This window comes from Gulosibacter sp. 10 (assembly GCF_900163695.1).
Lineage (GTDB): Bacteria > Actinomycetota > Actinomycetes > Actinomycetales > Microbacteriaceae > Gulosibacter.
In genome coordinates, this window is the sequence record NZ_FUIC01000033.1 from 53750 (window position 1) to 71020 (window position 17271).

General features: G+C 70.0%; 12 protein-coding genes. 1 reads left to right on the top strand and 11 read right to left on the bottom strand.

The genetic code is table 11. The features are described from left to right. Positions 1–828: 828 nt before the first annotated feature. From FM112_RS12305 to FM112_RS12340, 8 genes are all read right to left on the bottom strand, one after another. The gene (locus tag FM112_RS12305) at positions 829–1833 is read right to left on the bottom strand and encodes a Gfo/Idh/MocA family oxidoreductase (protein ID WP_087007976.1); all 1005 of its coding nucleotides are present in this window, start codon (positions 1831–1833) and stop codon (positions 829–831) included. 239 nt (positions 1834–2072) lie between these two features. Continuing rightward, a complete protein-coding gene (locus FM112_RS12310; RefSeq protein ID WP_087007978.1) occupies positions 2073–3038 on the bottom strand; it encodes a sugar ABC transporter substrate-binding protein in 966 nt (321 codons plus the stop codon). Positions 3039–3043: 5 nt separating this feature from the next. Then, a complete protein-coding gene (locus tag FM112_RS12315; protein WP_087007980.1) occupies positions 3044–3829 on the bottom strand; it encodes an ATP-binding cassette domain-containing protein in 786 nt (261 codons plus the stop codon). A 1-nt stretch (position 3830) separates the two neighbouring features. Next, positions 3831–4892, bottom strand: a complete 1062-nt coding sequence (locus tag FM112_RS12320; RefSeq protein WP_176386811.1) for an ABC transporter permease — start codon at positions 4890–4892, stop codon at positions 3831–3833. Between the two features lie 561 nt (positions 4893–5453). Beyond that, positions 5454–5957 carry a ferritin gene (locus FM112_RS12325; protein ID WP_087007985.1) on the bottom strand — a complete coding sequence of 168 codons (504 nt, stop codon included), beginning with the start codon at positions 5955–5957 and terminating at the stop codon, positions 5454–5456. A gap of 51 nt (positions 5958–6008) precedes the next feature. Then, a complete protein-coding gene (locus FM112_RS12330; protein ID WP_087008062.1) occupies positions 6009–7466 on the bottom strand; it encodes a sugar porter family MFS transporter in 1458 nt (485 codons plus the stop codon). A gap of 371 nt (positions 7467–7837) precedes the next feature. Further along, entirely contained in the window at positions 7838–9001 is a 1164-nt protein-coding gene (locus FM112_RS12335; RefSeq protein WP_087007987.1) for a Gfo/Idh/MocA family protein, read from the bottom strand. Between the two features lie 52 nt (positions 9002–9053). Beyond that, a complete protein-coding gene (locus tag FM112_RS12340; RefSeq protein ID WP_087007989.1) occupies positions 9054–9977 on the bottom strand; it encodes a sugar phosphate isomerase/epimerase in 924 nt (307 codons plus the stop codon). Positions 9978–10093: 116 nt separating this feature from the next. On the opposite strand from FM112_RS12340, the gene FM112_RS12345 reads away from it, so the two are divergent. Continuing rightward, on the top strand, positions 10094–11101 hold the full coding sequence (locus FM112_RS12345) for a LacI family DNA-binding transcriptional regulator (RefSeq protein ID WP_254910484.1): 1008 nt from the start codon (positions 10094–10096) through the stop codon (positions 11099–11101). A 474-nt stretch (positions 11102–11575) separates the two neighbouring features. On the opposite strand, the gene FM112_RS12350 is transcribed toward FM112_RS12345, so the two are convergent. From FM112_RS12350 to FM112_RS12360, 3 genes are all read right to left on the bottom strand, one after another. Then, complete coding sequence (locus FM112_RS12350) at positions 11576–12661, bottom strand: HTTM domain-containing protein (RefSeq protein WP_087007991.1); 1086 nt, start codon at positions 12659–12661, stop codon at positions 11576–11578. Beyond that, positions 12658–13419: a DUF5819 family protein gene (locus tag FM112_RS12355; RefSeq protein WP_087007993.1), complete on the bottom strand. Its 762-nt coding sequence runs from the start codon at positions 13417–13419 to the stop codon at positions 12658–12660. Before FM112_RS12355 ends, FM112_RS12350 begins: the two co-directional genes overlap by 4 nt. Before the next feature lie 124 nt (positions 13420–13543). Beyond that, complete coding sequence (locus FM112_RS12360; protein WP_254910485.1) at positions 13544–16963, bottom strand: choice-of-anchor G family protein; 3420 nt, start codon at positions 16961–16963, stop codon at positions 13544–13546. Positions 16964–17271 lie beyond the last annotated feature (308 nt).

The window sequence follows — 17271 nt, forward strand, 5'->3', positions numbered from 1 at the left end:
GACGGGGCGGGCGCGGCCTGCGCGGCCTGCGCGGCCTGCGTCGTCTGCGCGCCCCGGCGCGGTCTGCAGGTCTGCACTTCCTGCGCCTCTGCGTCACTGCTCGGCCTGCGCCCTCATTGCGCCGAATAGCCGAGCGGCGGCTGCATCCTCGATGGCCGCGCCATACGACCCATGGACGCAGCAGACACAATCAGCCGACCCCACCGCATCCCACACCGTCACGCCGACCTACCTCGATGCGCCGAATAGCCGGGCGACGGCCACCCAGGCGACGGCCCCGCCATGTGACACATGGGCGCAACAGGACGAACACCGCGCCCCGCCCACCGGCACCAGAACCGCATCCCCCGATGCGCCAAATAGCCGGGCGACGGCCGCATCCTCGATGGCCACGCCATACGACCCATGGACGCAGCAGGCACAATCAGCCGACCCCACCCCTACGCATCGCGCACGATCCCGCCAACATGCCCCCGATGGGACAAATAGCCGGGCGACAACCGCACCCTCGACGGCCCCGCTATCTGACACATGGGCACAACAGGGCGAGCACCGCGCCTCACCACCGGCACCAGAACCGCATCCTCGTTGCGTCACATGGCCGAGCTGCGACCGCACCATCGATGGCCCCGCTATCTGACACATGGGCGCAACAAGGCGGGCGCCGCGCCCCACCCACCGGCACCAGAACCGCATCCCCCGATGGGACAAATAGCCGGGCGACGGCCACCCAGGCGACGGCGCCGCTATACGACCCACGCACGCAGCAGGCGCGGCCGCCGGGTCGACGGCCGCGCCATGCGACGCGAAGCGGTACCGCCCGGTGCCTCAGCCCGGGTACTCGATGCGCTCGGCGCGCCCCGAGGCCAGCGAGCGGGTGGCCGCCTCCGCGACGGCCTGCGCCTTGAGGCCGTCGCGCAGGGTGACCGGCATGACGCTGCTGCCCGCCTCGAGCGCGCGCACGAAGGCGTCGAGCGAGGCCGCATAGGTGGGCTGCACGCGCTCGAACCAGCCCGCGTGGAGGCCGTTCGACACGGCGCGGTCGCCGACGAGCCGGGTGACGTTGCCGGCGCGCATCCGTCCCGACTCCGCCAGGCCCTTCGAGCCGAGCACCTCGATGCGCTCGTCGTAGCCGTAGGCGGTCTCGCGCACGCTGTCGATCTGCACGAGCCCGCCGCCGGGGAGGCGGAGCGTCGCCACGGAGGTGTCGACGTCGCCGATCTCGCCCACGCGCGGGTCGGTCGCGACCGCGCCCATCACCTGCACCTCCACCGGATCGACCCCGAGGATCCACCGCGCGAGGTCGAAGAAGTGGACGGTCTGGTCGCGCATCTGCCCGCCCGAGACCTCGAGGTAGGCGATCGGCGGCAGCGAGGGGCCGCGGGAGGTCATCTGCACGAGCGAGGGCGTGCCGAGCTCGCCCGTGCGCACGAGGCGCTGCAGCTCCGCGTGGTCGCGGTCGAAGCGGCGGTTGAAGTCCACCATCGCGGGGATGCCGGCGGCCTCGACGTACTCGACGATCTCGACGGCGCGGTCCAGGGCGGCGTCGATGGGCTTCTCGACGAAGGCCGCGATGCCGGCATCCGCGGCCCGGCGCAGGTGCTCGGCGTGCGTGTCGGTGGAGGAGGCGATCACGACCGCGTCGATCTCGGCCGGGTCGAAGGCCCGGTCCACGTCGGCGACGGCCTCCGCACCATGCTCGGCGGCGAGCGCACCCGCGCGGTCCGGATCGACGTCGTAGACGAGCCGGAAGTCGATGCCTGCGTTCGCGGCGAGGCTCGCGGCGTGGACGGAGCCGATGAAGCCGGCGCCGATGAGGGCGAAGCGTTGCATTCCTTTTCCCCTTTGTAAGGACTTTTGTCCGCTCAGCCTAGTGGTCGTGCACTGCGGATGCGTCGCAGTCCGCGGTTATGCAGAAGCCATAACCGCGAACTGCGACGCATCCGTCGAGGGTACGGGTCCGACCCGCCCTCCACGTCCGAGCCGAGCTGTTCAATCGGTCTCGAACGGCCCGGGCCGCCGCCGGCGAGCAGCCTCCGGTCGACGGGCAGGGCGCGCCCGAGGAGCACCCGTTATTCGAGGCTCTCGCGATACTCGGCCGCGTTCTCGTCCGTCACGAGGGTCGCGTCCACCGAGATCTCGCGGTCGAAGGTCTCCCCCGCCGCGATCTGGGTCGCGACCTCGATGGCCTGGTAGCCCATCTCGCGCGCTCCCTGCGCCATCGTCGCATCCAGCTCGCCGGCCTCGATCGAATCGATCGCGTCGGAGTCGCCGTTCACGCCGACGATGAGGAAATCGTCGACGTCGAGGCCGGCGCCCTTGATCGCCTCGATGGCGCCGAGCGCCATATCGTCGTTCGCGGCGAAGATCACGCTGATTTCCGGGTTCGCCTGCAAGGCGTCCGCGGTGACGGAGCGCCCCTCGGCGCGGTCGGAGTTGGCGGGCAGGTCGGAGACGACCTCGAGGCCCGAGCCCTCCCACGCCTCGATCGCCCCGTCGATCCGATCGTCGGTGCTCGGGTTGCCCGGCACGCCGCGGATGGTGAGCACCTCGCCCTCGCCGGCCTCCTCGAGGATCCACTCGCCGGCCTGCTGGCCGAGCTCGTAGTTGTTCGTCCCGATGAAGGTCTCGGCGCCGTCCCAGCCCTCGATGTCGGTGTCGAGCAGCACGACCGGCACGCCGCTGTCCACCGCGCTCTGCAGCACGGGCTGCAGCTGCTCGGCCTGCGTGGGCGCGACCACCAGGACATCCGGGTCGTGGAGCAGGTCCGCCTGGATGCGGTCGATCTGCTCCTGCACCGCGGTCTCCGCCGAGGCGCCGCCGACCGTCGTGCTGGTCCCGAATTCCTCGGCCGCGTCCTCGACGCCTCGCTGGACGACCTGCCAGTAGGGCGCCGTGGTGGTCTTCAGCACCACCGGGATGACCAGCTGATCGCCGTCGCCCCCGCCACCGCCGCCGGTCTCCCCCGAGCATCCCGTGAGGGCGAGCAGACCCGCCGCCACCAACCCGGTTATCCGGGTGCTTCTCTTGAATCCCATGGTTCCTATACCTCCTGCTTCGTTGCACCGACGATGAGGGAGACCATCTCCGCCATCGTCTCCTCGGTCGGCTCGAGCTGGCCGACCACCCCTCCCTGCCGCATGATGACAGCCCGATCGCACACCTCGACCACGTGATCCATGTTGTGCGAGATCAAGATCACCGAGATGTCGTACTTTTCGGGAAGCTCTTTGATCGTGTTCAGGACATTCCGCGTCTCCCGGAGCCCGAGCGCCGCGGTGGGCTCGTCCAGGATCAGCACCTTGCTCGCGAACGCCACCGCCCGGGCCACCGCCACGGCCTGCCGCTGCCCGCCCGACATCAGCCCTACCGATGCGGAGAAACTGGGCAGGTGCACCTGCAGCGTCTCGAGCCGCCGTCGGGCGTCCTTCTCCATCGCCTTGCGGTCCAGCCACCCCAGCGCCCGGAATCTCCTCGGCCTGGTCAATTCATTGCCGAGATAGAGATTGTTCACGATGCCGAGATTGTCGAAAAGCGCGAGGTCCTGATAGACCGCCTCGATTCCGTATTCCCTGGCATCGGTGGGCGATTTGAAATGCACGGGCTTGCCGTCGATCAGCATCTCGCCGCTCGTGAGCTGATGCACGCCCGTGATCGCCTTGATCAGCGTGGATTTTCCGGCGCCGTTGTCGCCGAGCAATCCGAGCACCTGACGATGGCCGAGTTCGAGATTCACTCCGTTCAGCGCCCGCACCGGGCCGAAGAGCTTCGTGGCATTGCGGATTTCGAGCACCGGTGCCGATTCGGAAGAACGCTGCGCATCCGACATCTCAGGCCTCCTTCTCTTGGGCGATCGCTTCCCGGGGTTCCGGTTGCGCCTCGCCGGTCTTCGATTCCTCCGTGCGGGCCGATTTCAGCCGGTTCTCCAACCGCTGGCGCACGACGTCGAGCTCGACGGCCAGGACGACCACGGTGCCCAGCGCCACGTACTGCCAGGAGGGGTTCACGTTGAGCAGGTTGAGCCCGTTCTGGATCACGCCGAGGATCAGGGCCCCGACCATCGCGCCGAACACCGTGCCCCGGCCGCCGAAGAAGCTCGCGCCGCCGATGATCACGGCGGCGATGGCCGAGAGCTCGAGCAGCATTCCCGCCGTGGGATAGGCCGAGTTCGTCTGCCCGGAGACCACCAGCCCCGCCACGCCCGCGAAGAACCCGCTCATCACGTAGACCGAGATGAGCACGCGGTCGACCGGGATGCCGACGCGCTTGGCGCCCTCCTTGTTCGCGCCGACCGCGTAGATCCACTGGCCCCAGGTGATCCTCGTGAGCAGGATGTGGACGAGCACCGCGAGCACGAGCACGAGGATGACGGCCACCGGCACTCCGAGGATGCGCTTCGAGCCCAGCGCCTGGATCGCGACCGGCATGCCGGTGATCGGGCTCCCGTCCGAGATGAGCAGCGCCGCGCCGCGCGCGACCATCATCATCGCGAGCGTGGCCAGGAACGGATGCGGCAGCTTGCCCTTCACGAAGAGCGTGCCGCTGATCGCCCCCGCCAACGCGCCGCCGAGCACCATCGTCGGGATGATCAGCCAGCCGTCCACGATCCCCGTGTGCCTCACCCAGAGCGCCCCGAGGATACTCGAGAAGGCGATGACCGAGCCGACCGAGAGGTCGATGCCCGCCGTGATGATGACGAGCAGCTGCCCGAGCGCCAGCAGCGCGACCACCGAGGATTCGAGGCCGATGTTCCCCAGGTTCCTCCCCGAGAGGAATACCGGCGTGAGCAGGCTCAGCACGATCACCAGGACCAGCAGCATGAGCGCCGGCCCCATGCGCACCGCCGTGAGCGCGAGTGTAAGTCGTTGACTACCTTTTTGCGGTTGGGTCATCCTGTTCCGCCTCCTTGCGGTCATCACCCCGGCGCATCATTGCGCCGTTATCCATTCAGCCGTCCGGTCAGATCGGAATTCCGAAACGCACTGCAGATGAATGCGGTCAGGAAAGGTCTGCTCCGCGATCGACTTCGATACGCGAATCGATATCGCCGGTCATCAGACATGGGACGCGATAGGGAAAGCTCTCGCGAATGCTTTCGCCGAGCTCGCAGTATTTCTGCATCCGTCCCGGATGCCATCGACCGAATTCTGTATCAACTAGAGCGGTCTAGTAGATAGTAGCTCTCGCACGGTCGACTTTTCAAGACCCAGCATCGGGTACGGCGAACGAGTTCCCCGTGGGGCCGTTCGGGCACGGCGTTCGCCCCTCCCGGAGCGTGCGGGGCCGGGCGTCGGCGAAGCCGATGCCCGGCCGGCGCAGAGACCCTCCTGCCCCGCTTCATCGCGGAGGGGCGCGTGCTCGTCGTCGAGCCCTCTCACGCAGATGCGCCGCAGTCGGTCGTTATCGAGACGCCATAACGACCGGCTGCGGCGCATCCGTGAAGGGCTCGGGGTCTAGTCCTCGCCCTCCTCGCGCGAGCCGAGCTGCTTGTCGATCTCGAGCAGGCCCGAGCCGTCGCCGGCGAGCAGCTCGATGCGGCCGATGATCTCGCTCACGGTCGACTCCTCCTCGACCTGCTCGTCGAGGAACCAGTGCAGCAGCGGACGCGAGTCGATGTCGCCGACCTTGTCGGCCACCCGGTACAGGTTGCGGATGGACTCCGACACCTTCTCCTCGTGCGCGAGCGAGGCCTTGAAGGCGTCGAGCGCGTTGTCCACGGTGCTCCCCGAGAGCTCGATGGTCTTCAGCACGGGGTGGGCGTCGCGGTCGAGCAGGTACTGCGTGAACTTCTGCGCGTGCTCGACCTCCTCCTCGGCCTGGGCGAGGAACCACTTGGCGATGCCGCTGAGGTCGATCGCCTCCATGTCGACGGCGAGCTGCCGGTAGACGAGCGAGGCGGTGTACTCGAGCGTGATCTGGTCGTTGATGGCGTCGGCGTATTCCTGAGCGATTTTCATAAGGGCAACCTAACTTCCTTCGCTCGGGATTCCCAGTGCCGCGCCCGAGTATTACCTCGCGCGGCGCTTCTCCCCGCGCTGCGTGTAGATCGCGCCGGTGGTCACGTCCTCCTCGATCGCCTCGAGGGTGCGCCCCCTCGTCTCGGGAAGGCATTTGACCACGAAGATCAGCGCGAGCAGGTTGAGCGCCCCCAGCATCAGGAACGAGCCGGTGATGCCGACCATGTCCACGACGGACGGGAAGAACAGCCCGAGCAGCGCGTTCGCGATCCACATGAAGAACACCGAGATGCCGATGCCGAGCCCGCGCATGTGCAGCGGGAAGATCTCGGAGAGGATCACCCACGTGGCGACGTTGAGGAAGGTCTGCATCGAGCCGACGAAGGCCACGACGAGCACGAGGATGACGTACGGGCGCAGCGGGTCGCCGACCGGGAACATCACCGAGGCCATGCCGATGAGCACGTGGCAGACCGTGGTCAGCGTGTACCCGAGGATGAACGTGGTGCGCCGGTTGATCCGCTCCATGTTGTAGATGGCGATCACGCTGCCGATCACGCCGATCGCACCCGGCACGACGTTCGCGATGAGCGCGGCGCTCTCGTCGAAGCCGGCCTCGACGAGCACCGTCTGCCCGTAGTAGACGATCGTGTTGATGCCGGTCAGCTGCTGGAACACGGCGACGCCGGTGCCCACGAGCAGGATGCGCAGGAGCCACTTGTTGCGCAGCACCTCGCCGAGGCGGAGGCGCTTCTGCGTCGACGCCTCGCGCGCCCGCGTTGCGACCTCGGCGATCTCGGCCTCGGCGCGCTCGCCGGAGCGCACGGTCTTCATGATGACGAGCGCCTCCTCCTCGCGCCCCTTCGACACGAGCCAGCGGGGCGACTCGGGCATGCGCAGCATGCCGAAGAACAGCGCGATCGCGGGGATGGCGCAGACGGCGAGCATGATGCGCCAGACGCCGTCGAGGTGGCCCCATACGTTGCCGATGATGGCGTTGACGACGAACGCGAGGAAGGCGCCGAGCGCGATCATCACCTCGTTCCTGCCCGAGAGGGATCCGCGGATCTCGAACGGCGCGAGCTCGGCGAGGTAGACGGGGACGACGGTGGATGCGCCGCCGACCGCGATGCCGAGGATGACGCGGCCGACGACCATGACGGCGAAGTTCGGCGCGAACACGCAGAGCGCCGTGCCCAGGAGGAAGCCGAGCGCGAGGGCGACGATCGAGGGCTTGCGGCCCCACGCGTCGCTGAGCCGCCCGCCGAAGACCGCGCCGACCGCGGCGCCGAACAGCAGCGAGGAGGTGACGACGCCCTCGGTGAGCGGCGTGAGCCCGAGCTCGACGGTCATGGGGCGCAGCGCGCCGTTGATCACGCCGGTGTCGTAGCCGAAGAGCAGGCCGCCGATCGTGGCGACGAACGCGACGACGGTGAGCCGCCGGGTATGCGGCCCCTTGGTGAGTGCGGGCAGCCCGACCCCTTCGGTGGGCTGAGGTGTTGCTGACATGGTGACTTCCTTGTCGAAGAGGGGGTGGATGGGTGGGCCCGAGGTGCGCTCGGGGCCGGAGCCCGCGCGCTGGGCGCGGCGTTCGGGCGCGCCGAACGTCGGGAGGATCCCGGCGGACCCGAGCCGCGCCCGGGCGATTCGGCCGCGGCGGGATGCGCGCCCGGTCCAGGCGCGCGCGGTTCCGGGACGCATGGTCCGGCTCGCATGGTCCCGGCGCGCACGGTTCTGGAACGCACGGTCCCGGTGCGCACGGCTCCGGTGCGCAGAGACAAGCGCACACCGACACGGCGCGGATGCACCGGCACAGCACGGATGCGCCGGCGCCGTATGGGCGTCGCGCGGGGTGTCCGGGCCCCGCGCGACGCGTCTGATCAGATGGAGACTCGGGCGCCCGTGCGGCTCGACTCGAGCGCCGCGCCGACGACCTGCATCATCGCGGTCGCCTTGCCGAAGTCGGTGTCCATCTGCGCACCGGTGCCGACGCAGCGGAGGAACTCCTGGATCTCCGCGGTGAACGCCTCGGCGTATCCGGTGCCGACGCCGCCGCCGGGCATGGCCGCGACGTCCTTGAAATAGGGGTGCTCGGGGCCGGTGAAGATGCGGCGCGGCCCGTTGTACGGGGCGTCGGTGAGTCCTGCCTCGAACACGGTGAACTCGCCGGCCGAGATCGAGTCGAAGGAGGCGTGCCCCTTCGTGCCGAAGACCTCGACGCCGAGCGCGTTGGGCACGCCCTGCGCGATGCGGCTGAGCTCGATGTGGCCGACGGCGCCTGATTCGAATCCGACCGAGAGCAGCGCGATGTCGTCGTTCGTGACCGGCCCGTGCTCGGCCGAGGCGGATGCGCCGTGGCCGATCGCGCCCGCCGCGGGCTTCGGCCGCTCGCCGATCACGGTGCGCAGCGTGGCGTTGTCGACCCGGTCGATGGCGCCCGCGACGAACTGCACCGCGTCGATCGCGTGCGAGCCGATGTCGAGCACGGCCCCGCCGCCCGACTGCTCCTGCGAGTACCGCCACGAGAGCGCCCCGGCCGGGTCCGCCGCGTAGTCGGCGTAGTACCAGCCGCGCACGGTGTGCACGTCCCCGATCCGCCCGTCCGCGACGGCCTGCGCGAGCGCCGCGAGGCCGGGCAGCCGGCGGAACGAGAAGCCGACGCCGGTCACCGCCGCCGACTCCTCGGCCAGCGCCTGCAGCGCGGAGGCCTCCGCGACGGTGCGGCCGATCGGCTTCTCGGCGAAGACGTGCTTGCCCGAGCGGAGCACCTTCGGCAGTACGTCGACGTGCAGGAAGTTGGGCAGCGCCACGCTGATGGCGTCGATGTCCTCGCGCTCGAGCAGCGCGTCGATGTCGCCGGAGGCGCGCGCGAAGCCGTAGCGCGCGGCCACGGATTCGGCGAGCGGGACGTTGGGGTCGACGATGCTGTCGAGCTCGACGGCGATCGACGACGACACGGCCATCGAGGCGGTGCGGTAGCCGAACGCGTGGGCCTGGCCGGCCATGCCTGCGCCGATGACGGCGACTCGGATCGGGGTGGTCATGTGCTCTCCTTCGAGGGTCTGGTCATGGTGGGTCCGCGAGGTGCGGGCGTGCTCAGCGCAGCCGCACCGGGGCGCCGCAGGTCTCGATGTACTCGCGCGTGCGGCGGGCGATCTCGAGCGGCTGCGAGAAGTCGGCGAGGGGGTACATGTCCTGCTCGACGACGGCGAAGATTCCGGGGTTCGCCGCGGCGGCCTCGCGCAGGATGGCGCCGTATTCGGGCACGCCGAGGGGCGGCTCGATCATGACGCCCCGCTTGACGGCCTCGGCGAAGGGGATGTCGTTCTTCAGCACGTCGGCGAGGAGGTCGGGCTCGACCTGCTTGAGGTGGAGGTAGCCGATCCGGGAGGGGAACTCGCGGATCACGCGCTCGTTGTCGCCGAAGTAGTAGGCGAGGTGGCCGGTGTCGAGGCACAGGTTCACGTACCGCTCGTCCGTGCCCTCGAGCAGGCGGACGACCTCGCGGTAGGAGCCGATGGGGCTCTCGGCGTGGGAGTGGAACTGCTGGTGCATCCCCAGCTCCTCCTCGAGCCGGCGGCCGAGCTCGTCGTGGCCGGCGAGGAACGCCGCCCACTCGTCCGGGGCGAAGGCCCGCTCGCCGGCCACCGCGCCGTCCTCGCCGCGCTCCCACAGCTCCGGGATCACGATCACGTGCTCGGCGCCGAGCGCCCTGACGAGCTCGGCGACCTCCCGCACGCTCGCCCAGGCCTCCTCGAGGGCGTCGGGACCGCGGTGCAGGCCGGTGAAGACGGTGCCCGCCGTGAGCTGCAGCTCGTACCGCGAGAACTGCTCGCGGAGCGCGCCCGCGTCGGTGCCGAGGTAGCCGTACGGGCCGAGCTCGGTCCAGCGGTAGCCGGCCTCGCGCACCTCGCGGAGGTACTGCTCGGGCGCGGGCTGCGCGGCGTCGACGGGGTTCCAGACGCCCCAGGAGTCGGGGGCGATGCCGACGCGAGGCGCGGCGTCGTTGCCAGTGGTCATGTGCATCCTTGCTCAGTCAGGCGTGTCGAGTCGATATCCGAGCGTTTCTAGAGCGCTCTAGTTTCAATCTAGAGCGCTCTAGCCAATACTGTCAAGTACCGGAACGAGAGGCGGAGATGGCGCGCACCACCATGGAGGACATCGCCCGCGCGGCAGGCGTGTCGCGCGCGCTCGTCTCGATCGCCTATCGCAACGCGGAGGGCGTCAGCGCCGCCACGCGCGAGCACATCCTCACCATCGGCGAAGAGCTCGGCTACGTGCACAACCGCGTGGCCGCGAATCTCGCCACCCGCGGCTCGCGATCGATCGGCGTCTACCTGCAGGATCTCCACAACGAGTTCTTCGCCGACGTCTACGACGGCATCCGCGAGGTGGCCGAGGACCACGACCGCGAGCTCGTGCTCGCCATCGGCCGGCGTGAACGCGACAGCGACGCGGCGCCCCTCACCACGCTCCAGGGCGCCCGGGTCGGCGTCATCGTCGCCGCCGGCCTGCGCCTCTCCGATGAGACCGCGCTGCTGCACAACCGGCGCGTGCCGCTCGTGAGCCTCGCCCGCGACATCCCCGGCATCGACAGCGTGTACTCCGACAACCGCCGCGGCGCCGAGCTCGCCACGTCGCACCTGCTCGAGCTCGGCCATCGCCGGATCGCCTTCTTCGCGAATCCCCCGAGCGACGGCTATCTCGACCGCGCGCGGGGCTACGAGGCGAGGATGCTCGAGGCCGGCCTCGATCCGCGCACGATCGAGACGAGCTATTCGCGCGGCGAGGTGGCCGCGATCGCGGGCGACGTGCTCGCGGCGGCGGACGCCCCCACCGCTGTCTTCGCGCACAACGACCGCGCCGCCCTGGGCGTGCTGGACGCCATCGCGGCGGCCGGCCTCGCGCCGGGGCGGGACGTGTCGGTCATCGGCTACGACAACAGCTCGGCCGGCAGCGCACCCGGCACCGATCTCACGAGCGTCGACCTGCACGGCGTCGAGCTCGGCAGGCAGGCGACCGAACTCGCCCTGCGGCGGCACAGCCGCCCCGACCTGGAGCGGCAGTTCGTCCGCATGCAGCCCACGCTCGTCGTGCGCTCCACCACCGGCCCCGCGCCGCACGGCCTCCCCCGGCACGTATAGCCACCCCTGCCGGCCGATCGCCCACGGCCGGCCCCGCGCGGTACCGGAGCGCTCCCGCCCCGGTCGGCAGCATCCATCCCGGTGCGCGTTCCCGGATGAGACGGATAGCGGGACGGACGCCGCTACCTCGACGCCCCCGCCATTCACCCCATTCGGGCATCCTGCGACGCCGCAACTCACCTCGGTCACCCGGCGCGCGCTCCCGGATGGGATGGATAGCGGGGCGGACGTCGCCACCTCGATGACCCGGCTATTCACCCCGTTCCGGCACCCGGCGAAGCCGCGGCTCACCCGGCACGCACCTATCTCCCGGACAACGCCCATCCCAGATGGGACGCATAGCCGAGCGAACGCGGATACCGCGACAGCCCGGCTATTCACCCCGTTCCGGGACACCACGGCACCGCGGCGCCGCAGCCGGAAAACGGACGAGGGCCCGCACGACCGACGACGCGCGGGCCCTCCGCCCCGGAGCTAGGCGGGCACCTTCTGCCGCGCCCGCTGCGAAGCCCCGAGGAACCGGTCCCGCAATCCGCCAGCCATCGCCTTCCAGGTGCGGTCGCGCACGAAGATCGAGTCGATCGCGATCATCGCGAGCGAGAACCACGGCAGGCCCATCAGCACGGCGATCGCGATGTGGAACGACAGGATGGTCGCGAGCCCGATGATGCGGGTGAAGCGCGTGAGCAGCATGAACGGGAACGCGAGCTGCATGATGATCGAGCCCCACGTGGCCGCCGTGACCATCGGCCCCCACGTGGTGGCGAGCTCCGAGAGCCAGGGCCAGGTGCCGAAGCGGTCGGTCATGAGCGGATTGTACACCGCGTAGCCGCCGGACCAGGGGTCGCCGCCGGCCTTGTACAGCGCGCCCGAGACGTACACGAACGAGACCTGCGCCGTGAGGATCACGAGCACGAGGTTGTGCGCCGCGTTCTTGATCTGGGTCCACGAGGAGGCGGGATCCTCGACGATGCCCTTCTTCGCGCGGCGGCGGGCGTCGAGCGACCAGCGGCCGGCGCAGTCCGCGAACAGCATGAAGAGCAGCGCGATGCGGAACATGTTGTCGCCCTGGTCGCCGAGCATGTCGTTCGCCTCGATGAAGCTCACCCAGAGGATGAGGAACAGCGGGTGGACGATGCGCGTGCGCCAGCCGATCATGAAGCAGACCGCGAGGGCGAGCAGCACGAGGTAGAGCGCCGTGTAGGCGAAGTCGTTGTCCATCACCTGGTGGAAGGAGCTGAACAGCCAGATCTTCGGGAACTCGCTCTTCGGCTCCACCCCCTCGCCGTTCCACAGCGAGCCGCTGCCGAAGGCGTAGAGGCGGGTGCGGTAGTTCGAGACGAGCAGGCCCACGGCGGCGAAGCCGATGAGGATGCGCGTCACGGCGAGGCCGTACGTGGCCTTCTTGCTGTCGCAGAGCCAGTTCTCGACGATCGTGTAGCCGGTGCCGATGAGCCGGCCCGCGCCGCGGACGAGCGAGACGACGCCGTCGCCGATGAAGATGCCGATCGCCGCGAGGAAGCGGCGCAGCGAGGTGCCGAGGGAGGTCTTGTCGCTCATCGGTCCATCCCCTCGTAGACGCGCAGGAAGGTCTCGCGGAAGGCCTCGGAGCTCTGCCCCGGGTTCTCGGTCAGCCCGCGCCAGCCGGTGCTCACGATCTGCTGCGGGGGCTGCTCGGCGTCGGGGTCGTTGCGCTGGGCGAAGGGGACGACGTTCTGGCGGCTCGACTGGTACTGCACGCGCACGACGTCGTCGCCCCACACGGCGAGCGCCACCTGGGTGGCGTAGGCGGCGGCCGTGTGCTCCTGCACCATGTAGTCGTCGACGAGCTCCTCCTCGCCGTAGCTGGCCATCTTGTCGCGGAGGCGCTGCTCCCAGTCGCCCTCGAAGTAGTTGAGTCCGGCGATCACCTGGTGATCGGCGGTGAGCGAGTCGAACCCGCCCTTGTGCTGGCTCGCCACCTGCGCGGCCTGGATGCCGGCGCGGGGCGGGAAGAGGTTGTTCTGGATCATCGACAGCTCGACGGCCGTGGCGTCGACCCATTCGGTCTCGACGAGCTCGCCATCGCCCTCATCGATCACGGCGCGCACCTCGAACTTGTAGCTGCCGTTGATCGGCTCCGGCGCGAACACGCTCCACGACTGGCCGAACATCGGCAGCATGTACGCCTGCAGCACCGGCTGCGTGGGGATCTCGCGCATCGGGGAGTAGGGCGCGATCCAGAGGAACGACGCGAAGACATGCCACAGGGTGAAGAGGCTCAGGAATGCGAGGACGCCTCTGACGAGCGGCGACCGTTTCTTTTTCGTCTTGTCCATGAGGGGTGGGGCTTTCAGCAGTACCCGTCGGAGCGGCGGGGATGACGCGGGAAGGATGCGCGAGCACAGTTGGGCGGGCAACACACTTTCGTGCGCTGCCCGCCCACTGTATTAGCGGGAGCTACTAGCTGTTGCGGCTAGCGGCTGCACGCTTGGTGTAGAAGGTAGCAGCGCCACCAGCCAGCAGCAGCAGGGCTGCGATCACCATGAGTGCGATCGGCAGGTCGCCACCGGTCTTCGCCAGGTCGTCCGAACCGTTCGCGTCCGAGCTCGCGCCGGCCGAGGCCGATGCGCTGCCCTTGTCGTCCGACTTGGCGTCGTCGCCCGCAGCAGCTGCGGAAGCCGAGGCCTCGTCGTTCGCCGAGGCGGAGGCCTCGTTGTCGCCCTCGATGTCGGCCGAGGCCTCGTCGTCACCCTCGACCGCGGCGGCCGAGTCCTGCTCGCCCTCGGGGTCGGCCTGGGCCTCGCCCTCGGGGTCGGTCTGAGCGTCACCCTCGGGGTCGGCCTGAGCCTCGCCCTCGGGGTCGGCCTGCGCGTCGCCGTTCACGTCCGCGGCGGCCTCCGAGGAAGCGTCGGCCGAGGCCGTGGTCTGCGCGGCAGCCTGCGAAGCAGCGGCGGCGTTCGGGTCGGCCGAAGCCGAGCCGTCGGCATCCTGCGCCGAGTCCGCGGTCGCGTCCGACGAAGCCTGCGCAGCGGCCTGAGCCGCGGCGTTGGTCTCCGAGGTGGCGTCCTGCGAAGCGGTGGACGAGGCGTCCTCGTTGGCAGCGGATTCGGCGGCGGCCGAGGCGTCGGCGTTCGCCGCAGCCGAAGCCGTGGTGTTCGCGTCCTCATCGGCGGCAGCCTGCGCGGCAGCCTGCGCCGAGGCGTTCGACTCGTCGTCCGCGTTGGCCGAAGCCGAAGCGGAGGCCGAGGCGTTCACGTTCGAGTCCGCCGAGGTGCTCGCGTCCTGGTCGCCCTCGGGGTCGGCCGAGACGTCGCCCTCGGGGTCGGCCTGGGCCTCGCCCTCCGGGTCGGTCTGAGCGTCGCCCTCGGGGTCCGCCTGCACGTCGCCCTCCGGGTCGGCCTGGGCGTCGCCGTCGACGTTCGCAGCGGCCTCGGCCGAAGCGTCGTTCGAGGAGTCCTCGTTTGCGGCTGCCTGCGCAGCAGCGGCGGCGTTCGCGTCGGCAGCGGCCGTGTTGTCCGCTGCGGCGTCCGAGTCGGCCTCGGAGTTCGCGGCGGCGGTCGCAGCGGCCTGGGCGGCGGCGTTGGTCTCCGAGGTGGCGTCCTCGGAGGCGTTCGACGAGGCGTCCTCGTTGGCGGCGGCCTGCGCGGCGGCCTCGGCCGTCGCGTCGGCAGCGGCCGAAGCCTCGTTCGTGGCGTCCGCGTTCGCAGCGGCCTGCGCGGCGGCCTGGGCCGAGGCGTTCGACTCGTCGTCCGCGTTGGCCGAAGCCGAAGCGGAGGCCGAGGCGTTCACGTTCGAGTCCGCCGAGGTGCTCGCGTCCTGGTCGCCCTCGGGGTCGGCCGAGACGTCACCCTCGGGGTCCGACGAGACGTCGCCCTCCGGGTCGGTCTGAGCGTCGCCCTCGGGGTCGGCAGCGGCGTCGGCATCCGCAGCGGCAGCAGCGGAGGCGTCGGCCGAAGCCGTGGTCTCAGCCGCGGCCTGCGAGGCGGCAGCCGCGTTCGCGTCGGCGGCGGCGGAGCTGTCGGCGTCCTGCGCCGAGTCGACGGTCGAGTCGGCCGAAGCCTGCGCGGCGGCCTGCGAAGCGGCGTTCACGTCCGAGGATGTGTCGGCCGAGGCGGTCGTGGAGGCGTCCTCGTTCGCGGCGGATTCAGCGGCGGCCGAGGCGTCGGCGTTCGCCGCGGCCGAAGCCGTGGTGTTCGCGTCCTCATCGGCGGCGGCCTGCGCGGCAGCCTGCGCCGAGGCGTTCGACTCGTCATCCGCGTTGGCCGAAGCCGACGCCGACGCCGAGGCGTTCACGTTCGAGTCGTCGTCGTCCTGCGCGAGCGAACGGACGCTCGAGCTGGCGAGATCGACGTTGAGGATGCCCTCGCCGGCGCCGCCCGCGCTCGGGAGCACGGTGACCGAGAGCGCCGAGACGGTGAAGGCCTCGTTGCCCGAGATGTGCGCGACGGAGCCGCGCTCGGTGGGCTGGTCGTTGATGTTGATCAGCACGGCCTCGGCCAGCACCTGCGAGAGGATCGGGTCGAGGGTGTCGAGCAGCGGGCCGGTGACCTCGCTCACGATGCCCTGGAGGGCGTCGGAGTCGAGGATGTCCTCGAGCACGGCGCCGACCAGCGGGCCGGTCACGGTGCCGATGGCGCCGACCACGGCGTTGAGCACCGGGGTGAGGATGCCGCCGACGGGGATGATGCCCAGCAGGTTCAGGTCGGACTCGATGGTGGGGTCGCCCGCACCCTCCATGCCCGCGAACTGCGCGAGCGAGCCGCGGATCTCGAGACCGCCCTCGACCACCGAGGGGAGGCCGATGACGGGGAGCAGCTCGACGGCCAGGTCGGCGTCGATGACCACCTCGAGGCTGCGGAGCGTGTCGTCGAGGATCGTCGACACCTTGCCCGTGATGCTGCCGAGCGCGCCCGAGATGCCGTCGAGGATCGCCGCGATGACGTCCGCCGAGAGCAGGTTGGTGTTCGCGGGCAGGCTGTTGAGGTCGCCGCCGTTCTGGGCCGCGACGATCGCAGCCAGGTCGACCTCGATGAGGCCGGTGCCGAGGTCGATCGACACGAAGCCGTTCGGGTCGGCGAGCGGCTCGGCGATGAGCTGCGTCTCGAGCGTCTCGCCGATCGTGTCGAGACCGTTGATCGCCACGGTGGCCTCGTTGACGGTGATGCCGCCGAGCAGCGGGAGGTTGATCGCGCTGAGCGCGTCGCTGACCACGCCGAGGAGGTCGTTGAGCGCGCCGCCCTCGCCGACGAGGCCGTCGAGCAGGCCGGTCGCGTTGGTGACCACGGGGCCGACGACGTCGCCCGCGAGTCCGCCGACGAGCGGGCTCTGGAGCGTGAGGCCGGCGCCGGCGATGGCGTACTCGGAGTCGATGACGCCGTTGGTCGCGGTCGCCTGCGAGGCGACGGCGCCGAGCTCGATCGCGGCCTGGCTGAGGACCTGATCGGTCAGGCCGTCGATGCCGAGCTGGGCGAACAGCGTGGTCAGGTCGATCTGAGCGGGCTCGTAGCCGTCCGCCCAGCCGGGCGAGAGGTCGAGCGCGCCATCCGCGCCGACGACGCCGGTCGCCGCGTGGGCGTTGTACGCGTCGGGAGCGGAGCTGTAGCTGTTCAGCGTGCCGAGGTCGCCGAGGTGGAGCAGGCCGCCCTCGCCGGGCTGGCTGACCAGCGGGACGTTGAGGCCCGGGATCTCGAGGCCGAGCAGGTCGAGCGCCTCGAGATCGATGGTGGCGCGGTCGGTGTCAGGGCTGCTCGGCGAGGCCGAGTTCGTGTAGCCGAGGTCCGCGACCTGGAGCAGGTCGCTGAAGAGGTCGCTCTGGATGAGCTCGCCCTGGGCCTCCGAGTCATCGCTCGGAGCGGCCGAGGCGCCCGCCATGGGCGCCATCACGACGGCGGCTGTAGCAAGGGCCGCTACGGGCCCTCCCACCTTCCCCCATCGTTTCCGGGATACCGGAACGTTCATATTTCCTCCTTGGGCAGAGGCTCGCGCCCCTGTTGCCAATGTGTTCACTCATGAGTCGAGAGGAAGCCCTCTCGCGGCGACGCGCGCACCCCACCACTGGAACTTCCACACAGCCGGTCCGGTTGCACTCCCTACGAGCGACCGGCCCGTGATGCTGCCTGAAAATTTCCTCAGTAAATGCTCACGTCATATAGAAGTGTGGTGGATCCACGCATTTTTTGCCACCGAGT